At 47.2% G+C, this 25,066-nt stretch carries 26 protein-coding genes; 8 read left to right on the plus strand and 18 right to left on the minus strand.

Features of this window, described 5'->3' with window-relative positions; all coding sequences use genetic code 11:
- Nucleotides 1–107 precede the first annotated feature (107 nt).
- From PAV_RS03085 to coxB, 11 genes are all read right to left on the minus strand, one after another.
- Complete coding sequence (locus PAV_RS03085) at nt 108–1,394, minus strand: ABC transporter permease (protein WP_005543447.1); 1,287 nt, start codon at nt 1,392–1,394, stop codon at nt 108–110.
- Nucleotides 1,387–2,292: an ABC transporter ATP-binding protein gene (locus tag PAV_RS03090; protein WP_005543448.1), complete on the minus strand. Its 906-nt coding sequence runs from the start codon at nt 2,290–2,292 to the stop codon at nt 1,387–1,389. Before PAV_RS03090 ends, PAV_RS03085 begins: the two co-directional genes overlap by 8 nt.
- The gene (locus tag PAV_RS03095) at nt 2,289–3,194 is read right to left on the minus strand and encodes an ABC transporter ATP-binding protein (protein WP_005543450.1); all 906 of its coding nucleotides are present in this window, start codon (nt 3,192–3,194) and stop codon (nt 2,289–2,291) included. Before PAV_RS03095 ends, PAV_RS03090 begins: the two co-directional genes overlap by 4 nt.
- A gap of 21 nt (nt 3,195–3,215) precedes the next feature.
- Nucleotides 3,216–3,608 carry a GntR family transcriptional regulator gene (locus PAV_RS03100; protein ID WP_005543452.1) on the minus strand — a complete coding sequence of 131 codons (393 nt, stop codon included), beginning with the start codon at nt 3,606–3,608 and terminating at the stop codon, nt 3,216–3,218.
- A gap of 37 nt (nt 3,609–3,645) precedes the next feature.
- The gene (locus PAV_RS03105) at nt 3,646–4,371 is read right to left on the minus strand and encodes a hypothetical protein (RefSeq protein WP_005543454.1); all 726 of its coding nucleotides are present in this window, start codon (nt 4,369–4,371) and stop codon (nt 3,646–3,648) included.
- A 354-nt stretch (nt 4,372–4,725) separates the two neighbouring features.
- Nucleotides 4,726–5,190 carry a DUF420 domain-containing protein gene (locus PAV_RS03110; RefSeq protein ID WP_005543456.1) on the minus strand — a complete coding sequence of 155 codons (465 nt, stop codon included), beginning with the start codon at nt 5,188–5,190 and terminating at the stop codon, nt 4,726–4,728.
- Between the two features lie 86 nt (nt 5,191–5,276).
- Entirely contained in the window at nt 5,277–6,185 is a 909-nt protein-coding gene (gene ctaG, locus PAV_RS03115) for a cytochrome c oxidase assembly factor CtaG (RefSeq protein ID WP_005543458.1), read from the minus strand.
- 118 nt (nt 6,186–6,303) lie between these two features.
- Complete coding sequence (locus PAV_RS03120; protein WP_005543459.1) at nt 6,304–6,624, minus strand: cytochrome C oxidase subunit IV family protein; 321 nt, start codon at nt 6,622–6,624, stop codon at nt 6,304–6,306.
- A 4-nt stretch (nt 6,625–6,628) separates the two neighbouring features.
- Nucleotides 6,629–7,249, minus strand: coding sequence for a cytochrome (ubi)quinol oxidase subunit III (locus PAV_RS03125; protein WP_005543460.1), 621 nt, complete (start codon nt 7,247–7,249; stop codon nt 6,629–6,631).
- Nucleotides 7,246–9,096: a cytochrome c oxidase subunit I gene (ctaD, locus tag PAV_RS03130; protein WP_051135070.1), complete on the minus strand. Its 1,851-nt coding sequence runs from the start codon at nt 9,094–9,096 to the stop codon at nt 7,246–7,248. The genes PAV_RS03125 and ctaD overlap by 4 nt, the downstream gene beginning before the upstream one ends.
- A 64-nt stretch (nt 9,097–9,160) precedes the next feature.
- Nucleotides 9,161–10,234, minus strand: a complete 1,074-nt coding sequence (gene coxB, locus PAV_RS03135) for a cytochrome c oxidase subunit II (protein ID WP_040734902.1) — start codon at nt 10,232–10,234, stop codon at nt 9,161–9,163.
- 546 nt (nt 10,235–10,780) lie between these two features.
- Between coxB and PAV_RS03140 the strand changes: the two genes are divergently transcribed.
- Nucleotides 10,781–11,530, plus strand: a complete 750-nt coding sequence (locus PAV_RS03140) for a hypothetical protein (protein WP_005543463.1) — start codon at nt 10,781–10,783, stop codon at nt 11,528–11,530.
- Nucleotides 11,531–12,030: 500 nt separating this feature from the next.
- Here PAV_RS03140 and PAV_RS03145 read toward each other — a convergent pair whose 3' ends face one another.
- On the minus strand, nt 12,031–12,219 hold the full coding sequence (locus PAV_RS03145; RefSeq protein WP_005543464.1) for a hypothetical protein: 189 nt from the start codon (nt 12,217–12,219) through the stop codon (nt 12,031–12,033).
- Nucleotides 12,220–12,464: 245 nt separating this feature from the next.
- Between PAV_RS03145 and PAV_RS03150 the strand changes: the two genes are divergently transcribed.
- The 4 genes from PAV_RS03150 to PAV_RS03165 all read left to right on the plus strand — a co-directional run bounded on the left by PAV_RS03150 (nt 12,465) and on the right by PAV_RS03165 (nt 15,974).
- The gene (locus PAV_RS03150) at nt 12,465–13,490 is read left to right on the plus strand and encodes a serine hydrolase domain-containing protein (protein WP_005543465.1); all 1,026 of its coding nucleotides are present in this window, start codon (nt 12,465–12,467) and stop codon (nt 13,488–13,490) included.
- A gap of 79 nt (nt 13,491–13,569) precedes the next feature.
- Entirely contained in the window at nt 13,570–14,745 is a 1,176-nt protein-coding gene (locus PAV_RS03155) for an MFS transporter (RefSeq protein ID WP_005543466.1), read from the plus strand.
- Between the two features lie 177 nt (nt 14,746–14,922).
- Complete coding sequence (locus tag PAV_RS03160) at nt 14,923–15,528, plus strand: TVP38/TMEM64 family protein (RefSeq protein WP_005543467.1); 606 nt, start codon at nt 14,923–14,925, stop codon at nt 15,526–15,528.
- A 164-nt stretch (nt 15,529–15,692) separates the two neighbouring features.
- Complete coding sequence (locus PAV_RS03165) at nt 15,693–15,974, plus strand: hypothetical protein (RefSeq protein ID WP_005543468.1); 282 nt, start codon at nt 15,693–15,695, stop codon at nt 15,972–15,974.
- 109 nt (nt 15,975–16,083) lie between these two features.
- On the opposite strand, the gene PAV_RS03170 is transcribed toward PAV_RS03165, so the two are convergent.
- Nucleotides 16,084–16,866 (minus strand): sporulation protein, encoded by a 783-nt coding sequence (locus PAV_RS03170; protein WP_005543470.1) that lies wholly within the window; start codon nt 16,864–16,866, stop codon nt 16,084–16,086.
- Between the two features lie 310 nt (nt 16,867–17,176).
- Here PAV_RS03170 and PAV_RS03175 point away from each other — a divergent pair, with 310 nt between their 5' ends.
- Nucleotides 17,177–18,100, plus strand: a complete 924-nt coding sequence (locus PAV_RS03175) for a diacylglycerol/lipid kinase family protein (protein WP_051135071.1) — start codon at nt 17,177–17,179, stop codon at nt 18,098–18,100.
- Nucleotides 18,101–18,173: 73 nt separating this feature from the next.
- Complete coding sequence (mscL, locus tag PAV_RS03180) at nt 18,174–18,653, plus strand: large conductance mechanosensitive channel protein MscL (protein WP_005543473.1); 480 nt, start codon at nt 18,174–18,176, stop codon at nt 18,651–18,653.
- Between the two features lie 129 nt (nt 18,654–18,782).
- On the opposite strand, the gene PAV_RS03185 is transcribed toward mscL, so the two are convergent.
- The 4 genes from PAV_RS03185 to PAV_RS03195 all read right to left on the minus strand — a co-directional run bounded on the left by PAV_RS03185 (nt 18,783) and on the right by PAV_RS03195 (nt 21,108).
- Nucleotides 18,783–19,094, minus strand: a complete 312-nt coding sequence (locus PAV_RS03185) for a hypothetical protein (RefSeq protein ID WP_005543475.1) — start codon at nt 19,092–19,094, stop codon at nt 18,783–18,785.
- Between the two features lie 241 nt (nt 19,095–19,335).
- Complete coding sequence (locus PAV_RS03190) at nt 19,336–20,118, minus strand: TrmB family transcriptional regulator (RefSeq protein ID WP_005543476.1); 783 nt, start codon at nt 20,116–20,118, stop codon at nt 19,336–19,338.
- A gap of 50 nt (nt 20,119–20,168) precedes the next feature.
- Nucleotides 20,169–20,405, minus strand: coding sequence for a hypothetical protein (locus PAV_RS34425; RefSeq protein WP_157266559.1), 237 nt, complete (start codon nt 20,403–20,405; stop codon nt 20,169–20,171).
- Entirely contained in the window at nt 20,359–21,108 is a 750-nt protein-coding gene (locus PAV_RS03195; RefSeq protein ID WP_040734904.1) for a zinc ribbon domain-containing protein, read from the minus strand. The genes PAV_RS34425 and PAV_RS03195 overlap by 47 nt, the downstream gene beginning before the upstream one ends.
- A gap of 247 nt (nt 21,109–21,355) precedes the next feature.
- Between PAV_RS03195 and PAV_RS03200 the strand changes: the two genes are divergently transcribed.
- Nucleotides 21,356–23,638 carry an ATP-dependent helicase gene (locus PAV_RS03200; protein WP_005543478.1) on the plus strand — a complete coding sequence of 761 codons (2,283 nt, stop codon included), beginning with the start codon at nt 21,356–21,358 and terminating at the stop codon, nt 23,636–23,638.
- Nucleotides 23,639–23,890: 252 nt separating this feature from the next.
- Here the strand turns inward: PAV_RS03200 and PAV_RS03205 are convergent, their stop codons facing one another.
- Nucleotides 23,891–25,045 (minus strand): IS4 family transposase, encoded by a 1,155-nt coding sequence (locus tag PAV_RS03205; RefSeq protein WP_005543483.1) that lies wholly within the window; start codon nt 25,043–25,045, stop codon nt 23,891–23,893.
- Nucleotides 25,046–25,066 lie beyond the last annotated feature (21 nt).

A 25,066-nucleotide genomic window follows, 5' to 3' on the forward strand; every position in this document is an offset into this window, starting at 1 on the left:
ATCAGGTAAATATACATTGTCTCAAACATATACCATCATTTGTCTCTTTTATTGTTGTAATCAGTCCCAATTATAACTGTTACTCGCATCACAGTAATCATGTATCTCTAAATCTTGTACGCTTTCATCGCCTTGCGGATTTCTTTCCACGATGGACGCTTGCCATACATAAGGACGCCTGTGCGGTAAATCTTCGCAGCGAGCCAGCCAAAGAACAGAATGGATACAATCAAAATCGCAATGCTCACCCAGAATTCCCACCATGCTGCACTGTCTGTCCCGATGCGCAGCAGCATCGAGGTCGGTGTGAAGAACGGGATATAGGAACTTACCTTCACCAGTAATGTATTCGGTGTCGAGACGCTAAAGATTGCAATATAGAATGCCGCCATCGTGAGCAGTGAAATCGGCATAGCCGCCTGTGCCAAATCTTCCGTCCGGCTTACGATCGAGCCTACTGCCGCGAATAGTGTTGCATACAGGAAATAGCCAAGTACATAGAGCAGCAATCCGCCGCCTACTACCGTCCAGTCAATCATCGAAATATCAAAGTTGAGATCCTTCAATGGAGCCGCATTGTGAGGCAGCAGGAGGTTAATAACAACCACTGCGAAGAACACAATAATTTGCATCAGTCCGAGTAGGAACATCCCGATAATTTTCCCGAACATTTGCGCCAGCGGAGAGACGCTCGTAATGAGTATTTCCATAATACGCGAACTCTTCTCTTGTGTAACCTCGGATGCGATCATGTTGCCTGTCATCGTATTTGTCATGAAGAACAGCACAATTAACACCATCACGACAATAATGGAAATTCCTTTTTGCATCGGATTCTCTTCCGTCGCTTTCTCGCCTTCCTTCACGATCTTCTGTGTATCAATCGTAACTGGCTTGCTCAGTTCTGCCTTCTGCTGTTCGGTAAGTGAATCCTTAACGAGCCACTCTGTCTTCACCGCGCTTAAAGCGCCGGTAACTGTCGCTTCATCGCCATGTCCAAGCTCATCCTTGCCGTGGAACACAACCTGCGGAAACGCTTGCTTCTCTATATTGCCCGCTGCATCCTTCTTCGGATCGAACTTCAGATAGCCTTCCAAATCACCGGAGTCCACCTTCTTGCGCAGTTCCTCCTCAGAAGCAGACGGAACAAGCTTCAAGTCGCTGCTGCCGTGCTTCGTCAGTTGCTCCTCGAATGACTTCGCAATTTCCGCATAATCACCGCCCTGTACAAGACCAATCGATGTTGGCTCATTGCTCGAAAATTGAGAGATCAAAAATGGTATGTTAACCCCAACTGTCATAATGAGTGCTAATATAATTGTCGTAATGACGAACGACTTCGTCATCATTTTCGTCTTCAACGTGAATCTGATGACCGTCCCCAAGTTATGCATTAGATTCGCCTCCAACTGCTTTAATGAAGATCTCGTTCAAAGTCGGCTCTTTCAGCTCGAACTGCTGCACCGTCGCTTGCGCCATGGCCAGCTGCAGGATATCCTGCGCGGCGGCTTCATTGGAAATGCGCAGCTTATAGCCGTCTCCGATTTTGGATACGGATTGAACACCTGCAATGCGATCTAAACCATCCACATCTCCACTCGTACGCAAAATGACATGTTCACGCGGATATTGAGATTTCAAATCGCGCAGCGAGCCTTGAACCACTGCATTCCCCTTTTGCAAAATAGTAAGGTTCTGGCACAGCTCCTCTACATGCTCCATCCGGTGCGTAGAGAACAAAATGCTCGTTCCTTGATCGCGCAGCTCCTTAACCGTCTCCTTCAACAGTTCCACGTTAACGGGATCCAACCCGCTGAATGCTTCATCCAAAATAAGCAGCTTCGGCTTATGCACAATGGCGGCAATAAAGCCTATCTTCTGCTGATTCCCCTTAGAAAGCTCCTCGATCTTCTTATTGTAATTCTCCGGTACATTGAAGCGTTCCAGCCAATATTTCAGATTTTTATCCGCTTCCGCACGCTTCATCCCGCGCAGTTGTGCTAAGTACGTTACTTGCTCGCTGATCTTCACCTTCGGGTACATTCCACGTTCCTCTGGCAAATATCCGAGGATGCGAGTCAACCCTTCATGATACGGCTTGCCATGATACGTAATAGAACCGCCATCCGGATAAATAAGACCAAGCACCATCCGCATCGTCGTCGTTTTCCCGGCGCCATTCGCGCCAAGCAATCCGTAGATTTCTCCTTCTTCTACCTTCAAGCTAAGACCGTTCACGGCTGTCTTGTCACCGTACTGCTTCACAACTTGCTGCAACTGTAATGGATTCATTGCGCGTATACGCTCCCCTCAATATGCATCTCAATCATATAAGCTAAAATGTCATCCAGCTCCAAGGCATGCGTCTGAACGACCTCAATTCCCTCATCCTGCAAAAATCGTTCTAAGTGAGTTGCATCATATGCAATTAGCCTTGCTCCAAAGCGCTCTGATACAGCCTTCATCAACCCTGGCGCACCCTCGTAATCTGCTGCCTCACCGTTTACAACGAACAACTTCCAGGCATCGAATAAGGCATCTTTCTCTATAAATTGAAGGATCTTGCCCTTATGCACGATCAGAATATAATCCGCTAATCGCTTCACCTCATCTACGATGTGCGTGGCGATAAGAATAGTGCGCTTCCCATCCTGCAAAAACTTATGCAAATCGTCGATCATCATGCGCCAAGACAGTGGATCGAACCCAGAAGACGGTTCATCAAGCAATAGCAGCTCCGGCTGTGGACACATGGCGACGATCAAGTCCAGCTTGCGCCGCATGCCCTTCGACATCTTGCCCAGCCTCTGCTTCGGTGACAGCTCATACTTCGCCATTAGCTGGTGATAAAGCTGCCAATCCCATAGCGGATACCATTGCGAGATAAAGGATACAAGCTGCTCCGGTGTTAAATCATCGTACTCTGAATCGGAACTTTCACCTACATAGCCAATACGCGCCTTCACAATTGGGCTTAGCTCCGGCACTGTTTTCTGCTGCATGACATCTACCGTTCCTTCATCAGGTTGAACAAGCCCCATGCTCATTCCGAGTATCGTCGTCTTGCCAGATCCATTCGTGCCGACAATAGCAGTGACACAGCCCTGCGGAATGCTTAGATTTAGTGGGCCGATATGGAAGTTATCGCGCTTCTTAACTACCTGCCTCATCTGTATCACATCTTGGTTGTCCAACGCTTCTCCCTCCTTGTCCCATTAGCTTCCGCTACGCTTGCGCTCGATGATTTCACGGAGCATCATCATCAGTTCCTCTGTCGATACATCCACATGCATCGCAGCCTCGACAGCCTGTTCAAGCGCACGCTCAATCGCTTCCTTCCGATACCTGTCACGCTCTGCCGCTTGAACCGGTGTTACAAATGTCCCTGTGCCCTGCTTCGTTCGCAGCAGCCCTTCATTCTCCAAGTCTTGATATACCCTTCTTACTGTAATAACACTGCATTGGAGCTGATTGGCAAACTCGCGTATGGACGGAAGCAGCATTCCCTCTTCTACCTGCCCGCTCAGGATAAGTGCGCGAAGCTGGTGCTTAATCTGGGCATACAGCGGCTCAGAGCTGTTCTCATTAATTTGAATAGGGATAAACACCGCTCCTCATCACCTCCTGATTTATTGCTGTTCTCCTTTATATCCAATCTCGCTTCAAAACGATTTTGCGCAATCGGTTCATTCCGATTACATTCGAATTGACAATGACGACTATAGACAATACGATACTGATCCAAGGATGCGATTCTGCTACGCCTACTGCACTCTGCAAGATGCTTTCATTGGCTGCCCCTGCCAGAACGGACACAACCGTTATAATACCTAGTAGAATAAATGAGTATCTCATATATAATCGCCCGCTCAGGCTCACCTCAAGCGAGATATACACCCAGCTAATAGTTATAGCGAACGCTATCAGCATAAGTACATAGGAGATGCTGCTGATCCAGCCCAGGCTTCTGATTTTCTCACTAAGCATGTATTGCCCCACTAACATGACGCTCATATTGATGAACAAAGCCACGAGCATCTGCATTGTACGTGAAAGCACTACGGTCTTCACATCGATTGGGAGTATGCGCAGCTTCCGTATCCACTTCGTATACGAGTCATCCTTCATATAACGCATCGATCTTCGGGTGAAAAAGAAGCCAAAATTCGGGATCGTTACAAGAAACACAAAATCCGTCATCCCTTTAAGCGCTTTCGATGCAGGCTCAACGCCATTCAGAAGCGCTTTCAGCATCAGACCGCTCATTACGGCCATATAAGCACTGAACACGATCGTCATGAATATTCCCCACTTGAATCGGATCAGATCGTTCCTTACAATTTTCCACGCATCTCGATAATGCCCACGCATCCCAATATCCCCCCTCGAGCTCTATTTACAGCCCTTCCCCACTTTAAACAGGAGATGTGCTTATCTAATGATCACTGTGCTTACTGTGTATATCTTTATACACAGTATAGTGAGTAATTCCTCCATTTGTCAATCCATCATTAGGGAAATCTCAACACTCCTCCTCGTCGCCTTCAAATTATACCGTTCACGATCTGTTCTCCTTTGATGTCTTTTATCACGTAAAAAAAGCCCGTTCACGAGCACAAGGTGCACATAGAACGAGCTTTTATCACACAACAGCCTAGAGCCTATGTAAAGTAAATGATCCATGAAAAGCAGCTTGGCTCCCTTCATGGATCGGATTCAGATCGATTACAGACCAAAAATTGCGTCTAGTACCGGCTTCGTATGGCCGCCTGGGTACAAGATATACAGTAAGATATATACAGTAGCCCCTGTAATAGCGGTAATGAACCAAATTACAGAGGTGAACTTGCCCAGCTTGCGATGCTTCGCATAACGCCCTTTATAGCCCGTATACAATGTCGTCAAGCCGAACACAGCCGCTACAGCCGCGAGCACGATATGGAACAACAGGAAGACTAGGTAATATACCTTGAGATCATCCGGGCCGCCCCATGCGGTATTGCCTACAAAAATCGTGCGGGACATATAGATAATGAAAAAGATTAACGCAGCTACAGCTGCCGCGAACATCGTTTTCTTGTGCTGTTCCCGCTTGCCCTTAATAATTTGAGCCCAACCGATAGCGACAAGAATAGCACTGACGACGATGAAAGTCGTACTGATAGTTGGCATAATAAAGTACAGATCCACGAATGAAACGCCCTCCTCATTTGCATCGGCAATGAAGCAGTCCAATTTGATCTGCTTCTGCTTACGCTACCCATTATAGAGCATTTTTACGAATTCAACTGCCCTTCTACTGCGGTGTCCACAAAATCGTCATCATCTCTGCTCTCACGTCTGAACCAATGAACGAACACATAGAAGAGGATGCAGCCGTACATCGTTTCTTGAATCAGCTTCATTAAGATCCCGCCGAGCTGTTGATCCTCAATTGGCTTGAACCAATTAAAAAAGTCGGGGCCATCAAATGCGGCAAGCATTTTTACCGGATCACCGGATATACAATACCCCATCGCTTGTACCCAGGCTTCCTTGTCCACATAGGTGGCATAAAGAGGCTCGCTCGCAAATATGATTAACGCACACGCAGGGGTAATTAAAACACCATTCAAAAAGACATAGCCCATCTTTTTCACATCTGATAATGAGTTCCACTCCGGTACCGGAACAACGATCGGCCACCACATAAGCATCGAAGCAATAAACAATACAATATAGTAAAGGATATGCTCCGTGTAATGAGTCATGACGTAATCATGTACAGCTGGCACATGATAGAAAGAGAACAAGGTATTGAATAAGACAGCGCTGAGAATAGGATTCGTAAATAGCTTCAAGCGCCTCAGCGGCTTGCGATCCAATACATAACGCCATAACCAGGACGGAACAGCTAATAACAGAAGCGGCGGCACAATAATATACGACAATGCCATCATCGCCATATGGAAGGTGAACATCATATGACTCATCATGTTAATAGGCCCGCCTTGGGCCATATAGAGTAAGCCTGTCCCAATCACGAACATCAGCTTCTTCGAAGCTGGCACCGGTTCAGATGAAGGGAACCGATCCCGAAATGGCCCCGTCAGTCCGAAGTACAACACATTGATTAGTACCGTCGCTGTTAGGAACAACGGACTCCAAACATCATAGAAACTGAAGTATTCTGTCAATCCAAACATCTATGTTCAGCCCTCCTCTTCCTGCAATCCCCTGAGACGCCACTATTTCGCCACATTTATCCCTATTACGGAAAAAGAGGCGACGCTCCTTCGCGTCCCCTCTTCTCTCCTATCCGACTTACCACCATACCCAATATACGGCCATAACAATGGCTGTAAAGGCTATGATGGCTCCGAGTATCATAAACATGATCGGAATCATATGTCCTTTATCTTTCATGTGCATCCAATATCCCATCTGAATGACGACCTGCAAGACCGCCATAACAAGAAGGAGGATAACTGTGAACGTTGGGTTCACTTCACCCGCTGCACCTACAGTAGCAAAAGCAATCAGGGTGAGCACAATAGAGAAGATGAAGGCAATAATATGCTTCTGCTTGCCTTCGTGCTTATGCCGACGCTTCGAGTTGTCTGATGTTACTTGGTGTGTTGTCACTTGGTTAACCCACCTTTCCCATGAGGTATACAACCGTGAAGATGAATACCCATACAACGTCGATAAAGTGCCAGTACAGCGCGGAAACGTAAATCTTCGGTGCTGTCACCAGATTTAAGCCTTTTTTCATCGTTTGCAAAATAACGAGTGTAATCCATACGACACCAAAGGCAACGTGCGCGCCGTGGAATCCGACGAGTGTATAGAAGGATGAACTGAAGGCACTCGTTGTAAACGTATGCCCTTCATGAACATATTCAACGAACTCGTAAATCTCCAAGCATAAGAATCCCAATCCCAACGCGACAGTAACAGCGAGCCAGCTGAGCATTGATTTTATTTCTTTGCGATGCATCGCTTGAATCGCGAATACGCTTGTTAGGGAACTCGTCAACAAGATCAGTGTAGCAGCTGCTATCATCGGAAGCTTGAACAGCTCGGAAGCGGCAGGGCCATCACCAATTTGATTGCGCAGTGCAAGGAATGTGGCGAACAGTGTACCGAACAATACAGCCTCTCCACCGAGGAACAACCAGAAGCCAACGACCTTGTTGCGGCCTTCTAGGGTTGCCTTCTCCGGCTCATGAGGCCATTGCCCTTCTGCGTGATGTGCTGGTGCACTCATGCTTTAACCCCCTTCTGCTCCAGCTCCTCAGGTTCGATATGGTAACCGTGATCGTCCTTGATCGAACGCAGGAACATGCAACCGAATGTAATCAGCAAGCCGAAGCCTGCAACGATATGATTATGGAACAGACCGTTCAACAATGCGTTGTTAAACTCATCCTTCGCGAACATGAAACCAAAACCTGCAACGAATAAGCCTACTGACATCATGAATGGAAGAATGGATGGCGAAGGCATGTGGATAGAACCGATCGGTTCTGCAGCTTGCATCTCCGTGTTGCCTTCCATCTTTTCTTTCCACCAAGCATCGTAACCGCGAACAAGCGGAGTTTGCTTGAAGTTGTACTCTGGAGGTGGAGAAGGAATTGTCCATTCAAGCGTACGTCCATCTTCCCAAGGATCGTTGCCCAGATTTTTTGGCTTTCTTGACGTAATTGCGATGTTGTACAAGAACATAAGAACGCCGATACCCATCATAATTGCACCTATTGTACTTACCAGGTTCATTAGATCGAACCCCTGATTCGGCAAATACGTAAACACCCGACGCTGCATGCCAATCAAACCGAGGAAATGCTGTACGAAGAATGTTAACTGGAAACCAACCCAGAACATCCAGAACGTAGCCTTGCCCAATCCTTCATGCAGCATGCGCCCGAACATCTTTGGCCACCAAAAATGGAGACCAGCGAACAAGCCAAGCACCAAGCCGCCTACGATAACGTAGTGGAAATGCGCTACAACGAAGTACGTATCATGGAACTGGAAGTCAGCAGGCGCGGAGGCCAGCATGACGCCCGTAACCCCACCCATAACGAATGTTGGGATGAAGCCTACTGCATACAGATTGGCTGCGGTGAATTTAATCGAACCGCCCCACATCGTGAACAGCCAGTTGAATATTTTAATACCGGTTGGTACGGCGATAAGCATCGTTGCAATCGAGAACAGCGCATTCGCTACTGGCCCAAGGCCAACTGCAAACATATGGTGCGCCCATACCATGAAGCCCAAGAATCCGATCAAGATCGTAGCGAATACCATGGAGCTGTATCCGAATAGCCGCTTACGAGAGAACGTACTAATAACATCGGAAATAATACCAAATGCCGGCAAAATCAAAATGTAAACTTCAGGGTGACCGAAAATCCAGAAGATGTGCTGCCAGAGCACCACGCTTCCCCCATTCGGTACATAGAAAAAGTTCCCGCCGAACAAGCGGTCGAACATCAGCAAAATCAAACCTACCGTTACAGCAGGGAATGCAAACAGAATCAGTGCGGACGTAATGAAAGACGCCCACGTAAACATCGGCATGCGCATGAAGGACATTCCCGGCGCGCGCATATTAATAATCGTCGCCAAGAAGTTAATCCCCCCGATGAGTGTACCGAGACCTGATATCTGCAAGCCAATCGTGTAGAAATCGACGCCATGCGTTGGACTGTAATCTGTATTAGATAACGGTACATAAGATGTCCAGCCTGCATCAGGAACGCCGCCCATCAGCCAGCTCAGGTTCAGCAGCAGGCCGCCGAAAAAGAATGTCCAGAAGCCTAATGCGTTCAAGAATGGAAACGCAACGTCGCGAGCCCCAATTTGTAAAGGAATAATTGCATTCATTAAAGCAAAAATAATCGGCATAACACCAAGGAAAATCATCGTAGTACCGTGCATCGTAATCAATTCGTTGAATGCTTTTGCACTGACAAAATCATTCATTGGCTTAATTAATTGTATCCGGATCAAGATGGCTTCAATACCGCCAATACCGAAAAAAAGCGCTCCGGCAAGAAGGTACAGAATGCCGATCTTCTTATGGTCGACCGTCGTCAGCCAATCCATCAGGCCGCGATGTCGCTTCACCGTGTGAGCCAAGGTCGTTACCTCCCCTAGAAGATGCTAAAATCTACTGCTTATTGATTGCTTTCAAGGAATCAAGCTTGTATTCTGCCAAGTATTTCACGATGCCATTGAGCTCTTGCTCGGACAACTTATCTTTGAATGCTGGCATCTTATTGCCTGGCTTCACTTTCTCAGGATCCTGAATCCATTGGCGAAGATGCTCTTCAACCTTCTTCTGATCCAGTGTCTCATCAGCAGTTTCCCGGTTCAGCATGATACCAGCAACTGCTTCACGGCTACCAAACCCCTTCAAGTTCGGTCCCATGGACGGCTTATTATCGATAGCATGGCAGGACAAGCAATTTTGCTTGAAGCTTTCTGCAACTTGTGCGTCACCTTCGAACGGTTTTGGTTCAGCCTTCATTTCATTAACCCAAGCCGTGAACGTGTCTTCGCTGACCGCCTTCACTTTAAATTCCATAAATGCGTGGGAGTATCCGCATAATTCGGCACACTTCCCGCGATACACGCCCTCTACGTACGTCTCTATGTACATCTTGTTGACGTTACCGGTAGGGTTCGTATCCATCTTGCCCGCAATGGATGGAAGCCAGAAGGAGTGAAGAACATCAGCTGTCTTCAGCTCTAGCGCAATTTTCTTTCCATTCGGAACAATCATGTCCTGAGCTGTTGTAATTTCGTACTCAGGATATTCGAATTCCCACCAGTACTGGTGCCCTATTACCTTAACCTTAATTGCATCCTTGTCTTGGCTGTAATCCTCAGCGAAAGCAAATACATACTTCACTGTCGGAACTGCCAAAATAATGAGGAGGATGATCGGAATGACCGTCCAAATCACTTCAAGCTTGTGGTTCCCTTCGACTTGCTTCGGAATTTCGTTCTGTCCCGGTCGTCTGCGATAGCGAAGGACGACATAAATGGAAATACCGAATACGACAATAACAACTAGCGTCATAATCGTAATCGCCAACTGCATTAATCCGAACTGCTTGTCTGCAATGGGCCCCTGCGGATTAAGAGCCGATATATCAGCACGACCGCAAGCACTCAGGAGCAAGACGAGTCCGGCAAACAGTGGAAGTAGTCGCTTCACTGCGTGCCACCGATTCATCATTGATCAACCCCACTTTGTACGTTTTCGCTGATTACCCCATCACATGCTGTGTCGAAATCTAATATGCAGGTGTGCCTTTGGCCCAGAAGTGATTCAAGCTGCCGTTCATCCAATTGAGCCAATATTAACCATTCGATCATCGCGCAACTCGCCCATTACGCAATGAAGGCGCATGCATATTCGATTCGAACCGGTAATATTTCTCCATCAGAAGCCATTCTTCAAAACGAAGGCCTTTAGGCAAAACCCGGTTTTGAACACGGATGTCGTAATCCTGTCAATTACTACAATCACTTACCTAAATATAATTTCCATATATTTATTTGTCAATGTTTCCCGGTCAGTTCACAAAGTGTTCAAAGACTGCGAAAAACGGCTTTATATCAGTATTTGTAAACGGTTTCAACAAGTGAGATGAGTCTCCTTGACTGTGTCGAAACCACTCAATTTCTGGCAGTTAGTTGCCTGTTATGAACACAAAAATCTATAAACTGCATACTCGAATGTTGAATTTTGAACACTAAGGGAAGTAAACAAGGAGGTTGAATGGAGTTGTCAAATGATGTTCACAACAATAAGCACTGCGTTCACCGGATTGTCACAATCAGTATCATTGCTGCCCTGTTTCTTACATCCGCTTGCGCTGGCATGGAGGCTGAGAAGTCGAAATCGCCAAGCGGCAACACGAAGGCCAACTACGCTGATCGGAAGATAAGGGAGCAGTCCACCCCCTCCCCCAATCCATTGCCGCAGATGCACAGTGAGGGACAAAGCCAGCAGCAGCAATCAGGGAACTATTCTTCAAAGCAGATCACGAAAGCAGATCACCCTTCCCTGTTCATTAACCAATCCGTCAGCGATGCCGTCGGACATCTGGATGGGGTTAGTGTAGCCTATGTCCTGCAGCGCAAAGATACAGCCTATGTGGCGCTCACGCTTGACGGTGCAGGTCTCGGCACGATTGGCAGCGGTGGCAAGCATGAGCAATCGCAAATCGGCGCACCGGATACGGCTCGATATATGGAGCATGAAGCGAATCGCTGGCCGCCAAGGTTCATTACTTCCGACAGTCCAGTCCGCACTGTCAAAGAAAGCAATAAATTATCAGACGAGCTTTTGCACACCATTGACAAGACAGTTCGAAGTAAAGCTACGGGGATTAAGCATGTCAGAATTAGCGCCAATATGGAATTATTCAACGGTCTGACCCCGTACGTCATGCATGCTTACCCAGGAGATTCACTACAGTTCGCTGAGGGAGACATTATGAAGCTCATTCATCGCACGATGCGTTGATCCAGCTAAAGATCTGCTTGCTTAGAAAAAGACCAACCTAATGCTGTGCGAACGCTGCTGTCTCGTAGGGGAGAAATGCGGACTGCATTCCTCCCCAAGTTTCTTCCTTAATATATATGATAAATATTTGAACATTATTGCCTAGTCGTTCGTTGAGCGTTTTCTACAAATCGATCAATTTCTAAGGTTGTAACGCCTGGCGCAAGCCTTGCCGCTACTTCCCTATGACAGCAGGTCGCTAAATGCCCTGCCTTCTACATAAGCTCCAGTTGTGCAGCAGTTTTCGTAATCGCCATGATCCGCCTCCTTCCTGCACTACGTGTCCAATGACAAGTATATGCGTGGAACTAACCATTAAGACATCATGCTCATGATGTCATTCTTGTAAACATGCAAACAAGGCGCCCCGTCTACCGGAGCGCCTATTCTGTACGTATTGTCAGTTATTCCTTACATTTGCAGGATTGCATTCAGTACTTTGTAACATCCAAGATAAACAGTTACGACGCACTGGTATCCATTTTGCACATTTCCAATTCTACAAGCTGAGTTAATTCATCTTCATAGCCGCCCATAATCCGATACTTCCGGATGTACTCTTTCACGAATTTCCGAGGATTTTTCGGACGGAAAATACGTGTCATCTCCAACAAGCTTTCTTTCACTTCGTTGTGACCTTTTGTTGCCATGAAAATTCCCTCCCAAAGCGTTGTAGATCGTGCTCCGCAACGGAGAATCAATTGGACTATCGCTTCACTTACTGGAATTCGCAACCTTTTAGTCCTAGTATATCATATTCAGCCGAACTGCAAAATCACACCAACATATCTTAATCATTTCTCCATTGGGCATGCTAGTAACAACATACAACGCATTATCTAGCTGTCGTAAGGCTGGCATTCCATTATTACTACAATAAACAGGAGCGATTTCAATGAATCAGCATTCCCTATTTTCGATTCATATTGACGCAGCCGAACGAGCCGGTATTGATCCATATCGATTGCAGCAGGCTTTGGATGAACTTATAAGACTGTTTCCACGCATGTATTATTTTGCTTGTGCGAACCAAGGGCAACTAATCGCCGAAGTAAATACAGAAGGTACAGTTCCGGGTCAGCTATATGACCTTCGCTCCGCTACAAAGAGCTTCATTTCTGTTCTTGTGGGCATTGCTGTTCATCGTGGAGAGATGCCTCCTCTCCATGAACCGATTGTTGATTATTTGCCGCAAAGCATCGGTCAACGGCGCAAACAGGATCCAGATTGGCGGCGAATTACCTTCAAGCACCTGCTTACAATGACTTCTGGCCTGCTCTGGGAGACAGGTAATCGGCTCGGTGAGCGCTGGATTCGTCGTTTTCATCATAGCAGCAGTTGGCTTAAATACGCCCTTCGGCTTCCCGTTCATCCAGAACGAATTGGACATTTTCAATATCGGAGTATTGATTCGCATTTATTATCTGTTCTGCTTACCTCCTGTACAGGAATACGAGCAGATGACTATGCAAAACAACATTTGTTCGCACCGATCGGAATTGAACATTATCGCTGGGACATATCGCCTGACGGACATGCTGCTGGCCATATCGGACTCTATCTATCAGGACGTGATATGCTCCGATTCGGCCAGCTTATTCTGGATAATAGAATTCATAAACCATCCAACCATGAAGGATCAAAAGGGATTGATCGCGTCGTACCAGCAGAATGGATAATCGAATCCCATTGTCCCTATTCGTCCGGATTGCCCGCTTACGGTGCTTACGGATACCAATGGTGGCTTCATCGCCTTGGCAATGAAGATGCAGCCTGTGCCGTTGGACATGGCGGACAAGTCATCTATGTCATACCATCACGCTCCATGACTGTTGTGTTCGCCGGCTGCCCCCGGGTATGCCGCTGGAGACATCCAAGGCGATGGATGGAGGACACGTTGCTGTCAGCTACATATTCTTAATATGCAATCCGAACTGTCGCCGCTGGCGACAGCTACTTCCGCACGATATAATGGTATAATCAGGAAAGGAGCGTTGTATGTGAAAGGAATTCGTGCATTAAGCATGGGGAAAGATATTTGGCTGCTCGCTGTCATTTTGTTCTTCGTGGAGTTTGTGCGTGGAGCAGCGCTCGTATCATTCATCCCCATTTACGGCGAACACACGCTGCATATCAGTCTGGCGATTATCGGAACAGCGATTACTGCACACTACTTGACCGATACTGTACTCAAAACAGCCATTGGATATTTGCTCGATCGCTTCTCGCCTAGACTGATTATCAATATTGGCCTGCTCATTTCACTGGCAGGTGTTGGTCTATTTCATTACGGAAGTATCCCATGGGTTTTCATCTTCGCCGCCGCCCTATATGGTGTAGGAATATCCCCTGTATGGATCGTATGTCTAACCAAGGTAAAGGAAGATCAGCGCGCAGCGCAAATGGGCTTCCTCTATATGATATGGCTAGTCGGAATGGGAGCCGGTCCTGTCGTGTTAAACTTCATTTTAGACTTTCAGCCAAACCTCTCTTATTGGCTGCTGGTAATCTTGTCTACCTCCGCTTGGCTGCTGAGCTTTTTCATCTCTGGCGACAAGCAGTCGGAACGCATCTCTGTTCCTTTGCGTGAGCAGTGGCAAGCATTGCGAGAGAAGCTAAAGGCTATCAAGCCGCTGCTGCCGGGTATGATCCTACAGACACTAGGAGCAAGTATGCTCGTACCGATTCTGCCTACATTCGCAGCAGAGGCGCTTTCCTTTACCGAGCACCGTGAATATTCGCTTCTTTTATTGCTTGGCGGGGGCTGTACAGTGCTAGGACTTGTTCCGATGGGCAAATGGTCGGATAAAAGCAGTCGCAAGCCATTCCTCGTTGTTGGATTCGGTATCTTTGCCTTGACGCTTGCGTCATTGTCACTGCACCCTTCAAAATGGGTTGCTTATGGACTCGCGGTGCTGCTTGGTCTCTCTTATTCTGCTGTGCTGCCTGCTTGGAATGCGCTTCTCGCCTTATATGTTCCATCAGGCCAGAAAGGATTAGGATGGAGCCTACTATCCACAGTTGAAGGCATCGGCGTTTTAATTGGTCCCGTACTTGGCGGGGTTATCGCGAGTGCCTTTTCTGCCAGTACAGTAGTATGGATCAGCGCTGCTTTATTCGGTATCGTTTCTATTGTCTATTTACTATTCCCGTCACGATGGTTTGCAGAGCAATAGCTTGCACTGATATTTGCAGCGATTGGGTCTATATTCATCATGTGGGAACTGCGTGATTCTTAACCGCATGAAGCAGTACGTCTAAAGCTGCCGAAACCAATAGGCCGCTAATACGTTACATGTACTAGGATACTGAGCAGATATATAGTAGCTATCATCAACGGGGAGGAACTTATTTTGTGGGAGTGGATACATAACACCATTAACTGGCTTAAACATTTGGATCTTAATCAAGTCGAGCATTGGATGCAGCAGTATTCGAATCTAGGACCGTTACCTGGAATCATGCTCCCGCTCGTAGAGGCTGTTCTACCATTTTTACCACTCATCGTATTTGTTATGGCTAACGCAGCAGCTTACGGCCTGTGGCTTGGTTTCCTTTATTCATGGATCGGTGCAAGCCTCGGGGCATGCTTGGTTTTTTGGGTGGCACGCAAGTTCGGAGGGCGGTTCAGTACCTACCTACAGAAAAACCTGCCCTCGTCCAAGCGCTTCTTTACATGGTTAGAAACAAAAGGGTTTACTCCGCTGTTCATCTTATATTGTTTCCCATTTACGCCGTCAGCGCTTATTAATATCGCTGCTGGAATTAGTACAATCCCATTTCGCACCTTCGTGTGCGCCGTATTTGCCGGCAAGTCGGTCGTTATCTTCATTATGGCCTTCATCGGTCATGACTGGCAGGGATTTATCCATCATCCTTGGCGCATTCTCATTGCGGCTGCTGCTCTATTCCTGTTATGGCTTGGCGGGAAGAAGCTTGAGGCACATTACCAACTATGAACGAACATGATGCCGCACTTCTAATACGTCTCTCCTGTACGTATTCATACAAGGATATTTTTAAGTTGGCGGGGCACCTTAATAAGAGCTTTTGATGAGGTGGATATCCATCACTTAAAGCTTATCGCTTTGCACGCAGCAAACGTGAAAGGAGCTCATGACCCATGACAGAAAATGAACATAAGATGAATCCGATATCAAGAGAACGTGTTGAAGTAGATGGCATTTACGCTAATGAATGGGGACGTGAAGAAGTATTGCATCGGGGCCAAACCTTCCCTTCCGATCCTCAGCTAGGCGCTTCAGAATGGGAGCTTCAACAATATCTGTTCGATAATCATCATACTGGAGGAACCGATCAGCGGCTCATAGCCAAATCCGATGATGCCGAACAGCAATCCAAGCAAACAAGTCCGCGCAAGCATACGGATCGTGGTGACAAATAAAGCAGCGCATATTCATACGTGTATGATCTCTATAGGGAGAGATTTTGGGCTGAATCCAGCTTTGAACCTCTCCCTTCGTCATGTTACAATGCAGCGTTACAGCAATCGCTTACAAGTGCTGCCGGATCATTTCTGCTAATTCACCAGCAAACCCTTCAGCACCCATCTTGCGCCATTCATTGTTCGTTAACGGAAAGCGAAGAAAATGATCAACTGTAGTGGAAGCATCTACCAGCATCCCCCGCACATTACGGGCACGACCATTTAAAAAGACAAGAAGCTCTGTCTGATGCTCTGCTGCTAGAAAAATAAGCTCCATCTCTTCAATTTCCCCACGGAAGTAGGAGGTTGGGACGAATTCAAATTGTTGTACAAATGGGAATCTCCCGCCAATTCTCGGGGCATGAATACAATCCGCAGCCCGTAGACGGAAGCCAAGACGGTTCACTCCGTCGATGACAATGCTTTGCTCAACAGTAGGGATAATTTCGATTCGATCGTGGTCATTTGGCTCTATAGCACAGGTGCGTTCTATGCCCATATCTATCATCAGCCATACAGGGGTGTTATCGATCGTTAATGGAACCCGATTCGGAAGTACAATGGAGAACGGCACGTCCTTCGTCTCATTCGTACCCAATGAGAAGGATTCATAGACAATGTAGCGCTCGAGTTCACAATAGCTCCGTTCACTCCGTCCATCTAACTGACGTGCATAATTTGTCATTAATACAAGCTCAAGGCACTCGACATAGTGTGGAACATGACCTCCCCGCAGTTTCACAATTCCACGCGCTTCCTCGCCCGGCGCATATCTTCCACGTTCCAGCAGCGTATCGATCTGAGCTGTGCCGAGACCGATGCTTCCAAGGAAACGATTGAACATGGACATCACATTGACCCTCCCCTGAACTATTTGCATGTACATGAGATGTAAATGGAAAATGTTTCATATACCCATTCGACAGCCTTCCTCTTTTCCCTTTTCCGTCAGCGGAAGAAAAACTAGAATAAAGCGATGTTTCTCGTTATTCTCTCAAACATTTACAATTGATATAAACTTCCTGCTCAAAAATCCCCCCAAACTGTAGACGTTCTGCTATTATGGAATAGCAGAAAACAGCATAATGGTAAGTTGCAATCTCTATTTATACCTGTATGAACGTCTTTGATTCGGCAAACATGGGAGAGATGGAATCTTGATGCTCTTTGTAATCAATCAATATGCAGGCAATGGAAAAGGGCTGCTTACATGGCACTTGGTAGAATCGCGTCTAAAGCAGCTTGGTACGAAATATATCGCCTGTGTTACAGCAACGCCAGAAGAAGCAGAGAAGCACGTTCGTGCACATCTAACACAATATCCCCATTCTACGATTGCAGTACTCGGCGGAGATGGAACCATCCATCGTCTACTGCCTATTCTTTTAGAAACCCAAGCTGCATTAGGAGTCATTCCCGCCGGTTCAGGCAATGATACCGCCCGGGGTTTCCATATACCTATTGAACCATTGCAAGCACTGAATACCATTCTTCATGGGCAGCGAACTGCTGTCGATCTGATACAGGCCAACAATAAGTGGACATTAACCGCGCTCGCGACAGGCTTTGATGCGGAAGTGGCAGAAGCCGTCAACGAGAGCCGCTACAAGCGCTGGTGTAATCGACTCGGTATCGGCTCCGCTGCCTATGTGATTGGCGCGCTGATCACAATGTTCAAATTCAAGCCTTCGAGAGCAACGATAACAATCAACGGTACTATACATCAATATGATAATGTCTGGTTAACGGCTATTGCCAATTCGACCTCCTATGGAGGGGGAATCCGAATCTGCCCACAAGCTGACCCTGGCGATGGCGAAGTGGATGTGTGCATCGTACACGGCTGCAGTCGTTGGACCTTAATGAGACTATTCTCAACTGTATTTTCCGGCAATCATGTAAACCTGCCATATGTTTCAATGCTGCGTGGATATGATGTTCATATTACATCATCCATTAATCGCGTTGCATACGGTGATGGGGAACGGACAGGCACTACTCCGCTCCGGGCTACAATCAGGAGACATAAGCTATTCTTGATTCAGTCAACAACAAGCTATCATCATGAATCGAAGATTGTGTAAACAAGCTGTTTCTGTATTACGTATAAGGGTAAGTATTACATGGTAATGCCTACATGAGAAAGGGGAACCATTCGTGGGAGAATCTAAAGTCAAATCATTTTTCGCAGAATTTAAGCAATTTGCAATGCGAGGCAACGTTATCGATCTTGCAGTCGGTGTTATTCTCGGCGGCGCCTTCAATAAGATCGTCACTTCTGTTGTCAACGATCTCATTATGCCGCCGCTTGGATTATTAATGGGTGGAGTAAACTTCAAGGATCTGTTCATCAATCTGAGCGATCAAGACGTAACGTCATTGGCACAAGCACAAGCCGCAGGACTTCCTGTTATCGCATACGGCCAATTCATCAGCATCATTATCGACTTCATCCTTGTTGCCTTCTCTATCTTCTTGCTTATTAAAGGCATCAATGCATTCCATCGCAAGAACCCAGAAGAACCGGCAGAAGAAACAACAAAGTCTTGCCCATACTGCCTATCGGAAATTCCTAAGGCGGCAACTCGCTGCGGACACTGTACTTCTGTACTGAGCGAATCCGAAGCGAAAGCGTAACGAACAACATACGCTGTTCCTGTTAGAGAACAACGATAAAAGGCCTTCTTGCTGCACCACACCATCCTAATGATGATGTCTGCAGGAAGAGGGCCTTTTCCTTTTTCATTCGAACAGAATAGAGCCGACTTAGATTGAGCGGTTCGGCTTACTCATTAACTGTTCTGCAATCGCACGGAGCTGCATATCAGGTGTATATACTTCTTCGCCCGTGTCTATTTTCTTGATCCGAATTTCCTCCACATCGGTACCTGCGCGATCCGGCTCGAATCGAAGCGCATCCTCATCCGCGATATGAACCTCATATCCCATCATACGCAGCATATCCTGCATATCATCCACAGTGGGCTTTTCTTTATCCGGTGTCATAACCAAGCCACGAAGCTTTGCGATATCATCAGTTCCGCGATGAACGACTTCAAAATGTACAATGCACTCCATACGATGTCCTCCTCTTGCTGTCTCTGGGCGCAGCTGTCTTCCCTCGTATCTTCTCCGAAAGAAGATCGGCGCATACCATGCATATGAGGGTTCTTCAACATACATGTGTAATTCATCTAATTACCGATTCTCCTTGCCGGTATTTACGCATGTAGATATACTACTTTACGATAAGGTGCATTGACCGGTTTCACATTTCGGTCATTTTTAGCAAGTTGTCGCAATTTAGACAAAATTAATACTAATCGAAATAGGATGAAATCACCGATTGCATCCGCTTATTGAAGGACTCAACATCTTCTGTGCCCATTTCACTTTTCCACTCGTATAACACCAGATCCTGCACGAATTTGTCCAATACAAGCCGGGTGATGGCCGCGTGCTCGGTCAACAGCGCCTTCGTTGCTGCACCTTCCCCCATGGAACCGACAAAAGCTTCCTTCCGGTCTATAATAAAGGCAAATGGCCGCGTTCGGCGTGAATCCCCGCAATTGAACAAGGACGGCATCCGAACGCTTGCATTGTCATCTGTGCCCGCTATGGACCAGAGAACCTTGACTCCTCGCGACTCCGCTAATGCCAAGTGCTCCCGTATGAGCGCAGCATCCTCTGGCCATACATCTGCAATAATCTCCAGCTTGGCCTCCTGCAATACCCGCTTCATCGTTTCAACTACGGCACGCTCGCCTTCGATACTAAAGAACGATGATTCATCGGCCTCTGTGACCGGCATATGCTCCCGAACATAGTGAAGCGAGGCATCCAAGCGCGATGCTAATATTCGTGTTAACTCTTCCGGCTGTAATGCGGTATATTGCGAGGGGTCGCCATTCCGATGCAAAATAACCCCCTGATCCACCAGCCGCTGAAGTGCAGCATATACATTGGAACGCGACACCCCCAATTTCTTGGCAACCTCATATCCCGTCATCGCGCCTTGCTCGGACAAGCTAACAATGATCTTGCCTTCCATTTCAGTAAATCCCAATGAACGTAAATGTGAAATAAGACCTTGACCTTCCATCGTACTCCTCCTGCTCTAGGTGTCTTCTTCTCCTGTAGTTCAAGGCCATATCACGAAGAAAAGAACCTCTTAACGAATCTGCGATACAAACAAAAGAGGCCGCCGTATTCCATTACGGACAGGCCTCTTTTATAGCTCTGTTCATATATGACGATACACAACCCGACACTTCTTGTCCGTGAGCTGCTGCCTGTCAACAGGCTGCCGCCAATCACTTCGAGCATGTACGTCTGTTCGTTCTTATACGAATGGTGTCCCACATCGTTCACACCATTTTGCTTCGTCATCTGCCACACTGTTGCAGTTCGAGCAGCGGCGCTGGGACAACTCTTCTTCTTTCATAATCGTAATTCTGCGTCCGCCGACCGTTACATTTAAGTCCTCTCGATCCAGATTGACTGTCCCGCCTTGCTTATTTTCGCTTTGTTCGGAAGCCGTGCTATTCTTAGAGGCTTCAGCAGTCGACTTCAATACGATCTCTTCTTCCTCATCATATTCATAGTCATGTTCGAAAGTGGGATGAACCGTATAACGCAACTGCTCCTTCGCAGCTGCCGCCTCCTCCTGCTCTTCCCGCTTCGCCTGCAGGAAGGCCATCCCAAGTTCATCAATCTCTTCTTCCTCAATTTGCGGCGGTTCTGGCAGCTTGCGTCCACATACTGAACAATAATTAGCCGTGAATGGAGCAATCTCGCCACATTCGCAGCGTTTCTGCCTGCGAAGCTCGCTTACCTTCCAATCGAGCATCTTTATATCCTCTTCAACGAGCATATTCAGCTTGGCAATTTCCTTCAAGCCTTCCTCAGCCAGTGTTAAGTCGTTCTTTTTATAAGCATCATATACGAGTTCGCCAATATCATAGACATTTTGCTTCCATTCCTTGCGCTTTGCGGCAATTTGGGCTTGAACCCGGTTCATTTCCATTAGGTTATGCGCTTTTTCCGATGCCTTGGAAGCACTATCTTTTATTTTTTGTATAAAGCGGTTCATTCCCAAGTCTCCTTTCAACTGCCAGTAGGGCAGAACTTCTCTGTTACACTTATTAACACAGACTAAGCGATAGTGAAACGTCTCTCGATAGCCATATGCCCTGTTCTTTATATGCTTGTCATGAAGGATGCCTTCAACAACAACGTATGCATGGCTCAGGCAAAACATGTATTCCTGTCCGCTTCCGTGCAGGAACATGTATAATAGCAATTATCGCTTATTTCTATCATAAAGGAGATACACCATCATGACCACTCCTTCTTCATCAGAAGCGGTCAAAGCCCAGTGGCGTTCCCGCCCATTAGGTATAAAGAGGGAGCAGCCTGTTCCCACAGCAGATTCGGCAGATCCGTTCGTAGGCTCTAATCACAATCATTCTCACCATCGTTCCGGTGGCGATTATGACTCAACTGCATCAGCAGACTTCTTTGCAGCGCTGGAGCGCCAAGGCATACGGCTGCACAACGCACAGAAGGATGCAGTATGCCACATCGATGGCCCACTTCTGTGCTTAGCAGGAGCCGGATCAGGCAAAACATCCGTGCTGACCGCGCGAGCGGCCTACTTAATGACCGTTGGCGGCGTGTCGCCGGAGTCTTTGTGGCTGGTCACCTTTACCAATAAGGCCGCGCAGGAGATGCGTATACGGCTTGCCAATCTGCCAGGCGTGACACGCGACATGGCGCGCCGGGTGCAAGCGCGCACCTTTCATTCGTTTGCCCTGAGGCTGCTGCAAGCGTATGCGCCTCCTTTCCAACTGCTGGCTGAGGAACGCAGACGCCACGGTATGATGAAGCGCGTACTAAGAGAATTGGGACTGCACGACACCCTGCAAGCCGAAACGGCACTGGCCGCATTGTCCTCGCTCAAGTCGCGCCGACTTATGCCTGCTGACTGGAGAACCACGAATGCAAGTGAATTGGATATGAGACGTGCCTTGCTTCGCTTCGAGGAACAGAAAGTCCAGCAGGGCTGCAAGGACTTCGATGATCTGCTTATCGATCTGCTGCAACTGCTGGAGGAGGACTCCAATTTGCTCGAGCGTCTTCGCCGCCGTTTCCAATATGTCCTGGTTGATGAATTCCAAGATACGACGCCAGTTCAATATGAATTACTTCAACAGATTACCGATAAGCACCATAATTTAGCCGTATTCGGGGATGATGACCAGACCATATTTACTTTCAATGGAGCATGTCATCGCTACATTACTGAATTCAAAACGCAATACCCTACAGCTAAACAGATTACGCTCGATTTCAATTTCCGTTCCACCCCCGCCATCGTCGGACTCGGCAATGCGGTTATTTCCCATAACGAGGAGCGGCTGCCAAAGCGGATGCGAACCCCGTCTGAGGCACAAAACATATCGAGAACTGTTAATACACCGAGCGTACCGCAGTATCTTCGCCCTCGTGACGCGGAAGAAGAAGCACAGGTCATTGCAGATCGTATTCATGCAGCCGTGAGCTCCGGTACACATTCATGGCGCGACTTCGCCATATTGTACCGCACTGCAAATACGAGCCGCGCATTAGTTGAATACTTCACCATGAGCGGTATTCCGTTTCGTCAGTTCGGTGCAGAGCCGTTTTTCTATGACCATAATCTTGTTCGGCCGCTCATCGATCATCTTCGTCTGTCTCTTGCGCCACGAGAGTTCGATGCGCTGGGCAGTGCTGTGGCAGCATTATATATCCCGCGGGAGACGGGTTTGCGCTACCTGCTGGAGGCAGAGCGCAGCAAGGCTAAGAAATACCCGCTTATTCATTTGCAAAGCTGGGACAAGCTGCCCTCCTTCCAACGCGAGGCAATAAAGCCGCGCATTAAGCTGATCAAGAAGCTGGCTGCCATGAAGCCTTACCTCGCCATTCGGGAGATGAGGCGTGAATTTTATGACAAGTTCACGGCAGCCGCCTCTGGTGATCGTGCAACCGCCCATCAGGAAGGGGCTGCGGATACACTCGAGGAGCTGGAATCGTCAGCGAAGCGCTTCGATACTGTCGAGGTGTTCCTAAAACATATTGACGAATTGAAGGAAAAATATGTTGCCATGCATCCTGAATATGCAGCACAGCACCAAAATGGCACAGACTTGGCTTCCGCGCATCCGGCGAGACAAACAGGAAGGCGGTCACCAGCCGCTATACGGCAAGCAGAAGAGAACGATGTGGATGATTCTGTCACCTGCATGACGATCCATCGCGCTAAGGGTCTGGAATTTCCTGAAGTTTTTCTAATCGGTGCAGCCGACGGAATCCTCCCTCATCGCACTGCCCTTCGCAAGGGAGCTCCGCCAGATCGTGCGGCTGCACTGCGAACAGGTGCAAATACGGAAGATGCACATTCCTCTCCCCCTCAACAGGCATATGACCTCAAAATGAATGATGCATTGCTGGAAGAGGAGCGCAGACTTGCTTATGTTGCCGTGACAAGAGCGCGTGAGCAGTTGTATATCAGTTCTCCAGCACTTATTCACGGACAGAAAGCCGAAGTGAGCCAGTTGCTGCGCGACGCTTGGAAAATATAAAGTTCGGTACAAATACCATAGGGTGTGTTTTGAAATCATCCCCCTTTTTCCGGTACAATAAGATCAGTTGAAATCAATAGCGTTGCATAAAAGAATCCCACTGCAAATATTAAAGGAAAGATATTGTTGCAGATAAAATAATTTACAGTTTTCTTGCTTTCATATAAGCCAAAAAGTTAAGGGTTCTATGAAAGCAAGTAGCCGCGCCCATTTGGTAATATCTATCATTTCAAGGAACTATTTTCCTGAATCTTAGGTCTTTACGACTTTCTGCCGACCTTTGGAAGTGCGAGCAGGCTTCCGAAAAACAGCTTCTCTGAACGTTTCCCAGGGCTGATACAGCATTGAGATAAGTAGTCGATGTAGATCTAATAAGCTCTTCGTTGTACCAAGCTCCATTTTCATCAAGAGCTGAAGGCTATATGCGATCAAACAAATGAGGATCTGATTCCATACCGCGTTCTCTTGCTCTCCATAGAAACGCGTCAGCTTCAGATGCTGTTTAACCCAACGGAAGAATGTTTCTATCTTCCAACGATTGCGATACAGCTCACTGATCTCTTCTGCTGTTAAATCAAAGCGATTGCTAATGATGCGGATCAGCTTACCCTTTAAATCGGTCGTTTCTACAAGTCGCAATGCCTCTTCCATCTGTTTCTTTCCTTTACCGATTCGAACCATTTGATCCCGATGGATCAAGGAGTTTTCGGCTACTGGAAATTCGGAGAGCGTCTCCACGACCGCGTTGTTCTTCAAACGAGTTACGAAAAAAATGCCTTCCCTGCAGTAATGATCATACTTCTTGTAATCGACATAGCCGCGATCGAACACATAGGTGGCTCCGGTTTCATCAATAAGAGCATCCATTTGAGTACGATCCGCAGGCTTCGCAGGTGTAAGCACTGCCTTTTCTGGATAAACCGTGTCCGGATCGCAAAAGGTTACTCGCAAATGAAGTTTGACACCGGATTTTGTTTTTCGGTACGTTGCCCATTTGTATTTACTTAAACATAGGCTCATCGTCGTGGAATCTAGCAATTTTACTGTGCCGATTCGCCCTGAAGCAGGACGGCTGTGCTCGCTGATTTTCAAGACCAGATCCGCAAATATGCTTTGCAAAACCTCACTGGAAAGCTTGTTGTTTTTCCTTGATAGCTGTGAGGTGCTTATGGACGTAATTCCAAGTTCTTTCTGGAACGCTTCGTTACACTGCAATTCAGTAACGATAGTTCGTAAACAGTCTCGCTGCTGCAGCTGTGCATCCATAAAGATCAAGAGATAGGCCAGTGAATGCAGCTTTTTAACGTACTTATCTTCGCCGGTTTTATCCGTCCAATCTGAAATGATTTGTGCATTTAGTGGTGCGACCCATTTACCAAATGATGAAAGTAGTGTATCCTTGTCCATGTACGATCTCCTATGATTAGG

The organism is Paenibacillus alvei DSM 29, assembly GCF_000293805.1.
Taxonomy (GTDB): Bacteria; Bacillota; Bacilli; order Paenibacillales; family Paenibacillaceae; genus Paenibacillus_B; species Paenibacillus_B alvei.

Coding starts and splice junctions, on each gene's coding strand:
- ctaG (WP_005543458.1), bottom strand. CDS start 6,185: ATGTTTGGATTGACAGAATACTTCAGTTTCTATGATGTTTGGAGTCCG.
- PAV_RS03185 (WP_005543475.1), bottom strand. CDS start 19,094: ATGGAGTGCATTGTACATTTTGAAGTCGTTCATCGCGGAACTGATGAT.
- PAV_RS03140 (WP_005543463.1), top strand. CDS start 10,781: ATGGAGTTGTCAAATGATGTTCACAACAATAAGCACTGCGTTCACCGG.
- PAV_RS03125 (WP_005543460.1), bottom strand. CDS start 7,249: ATGAGTGCACCAGCACATCACGCAGAAGGGCAATGGCCTCATGAGCCG.
- PAV_RS03175 (WP_051135071.1), top strand. CDS start 17,177: ATGCTCTTTGTAATCAATCAATATGCAGGCAATGGAAAAGGGCTGCTT.
- PAV_RS03145 (WP_005543464.1), bottom strand. CDS start 12,219: ATGGCAACAAAAGGTCACAACGAAGTGAAAGAAAGCTTGTTGGAGATG.
- PAV_RS03190 (WP_005543476.1), bottom strand. CDS start 20,118: ATGGAAGGTCAAGGTCTTATTTCACATTTACGTTCATTGGGATTTACT.
- PAV_RS03090 (WP_005543448.1), bottom strand. CDS start 2,292: ATGAATCCATTACAGTTGCAGCAAGTTGTGAAGCAGTACGGTGACAAG.
- PAV_RS03165 (WP_005543468.1), top strand. CDS start 15,693: ATGACAGAAAATGAACATAAGATGAATCCGATATCAAGAGAACGTGTT.
- PAV_RS03105 (WP_005543454.1), bottom strand. CDS start 4,371: ATGCGTGGGCATTATCGAGATGCGTGGAAAATTGTAAGGAACGATCTG.
- PAV_RS03170 (WP_005543470.1), bottom strand. CDS start 16,866: ATGTCCATGTTCAATCGTTTCCTTGGAAGCATCGGTCTCGGCACAGCT.
- PAV_RS03085 (WP_005543447.1), bottom strand. CDS start 1,394: ATGCATAACTTGGGGACGGTCATCAGATTCACGTTGAAGACGAAAATG.
- PAV_RS03205 (WP_005543483.1), bottom strand. CDS start 25,045: ATGGACAAGGATACACTACTTTCATCATTTGGTAAATGGGTCGCACCA.
- PAV_RS03200 (WP_005543478.1), top strand. CDS start 21,356: ATGACCACTCCTTCTTCATCAGAAGCGGTCAAAGCCCAGTGGCGTTCC.
- PAV_RS03195 (WP_040734904.1), bottom strand. CDS start 21,108: ATGAACCGCTTTATACAAAAAATAAAAGATAGTGCTTCCAAGGCATCG.
- coxB (WP_040734902.1), bottom strand. CDS start 10,234: ATGATGAATCGGTGGCACGCAGTGAAGCGACTACTTCCACTGTTTGCC.
- PAV_RS34425 (WP_157266559.1), bottom strand. CDS start 20,405: ATGACGAAGCAAAATGGTGTGAACGATGTGGGACACCATTCGTATAAG.
- ctaD (WP_051135070.1), bottom strand. CDS start 9,096: ATGGATTGGCTGACGACGGTCGACCATAAGAAGATCGGCATTCTGTAC.
- PAV_RS03150 (WP_005543465.1), top strand. CDS start 12,465: ATGAATCAGCATTCCCTATTTTCGATTCATATTGACGCAGCCGAACGA.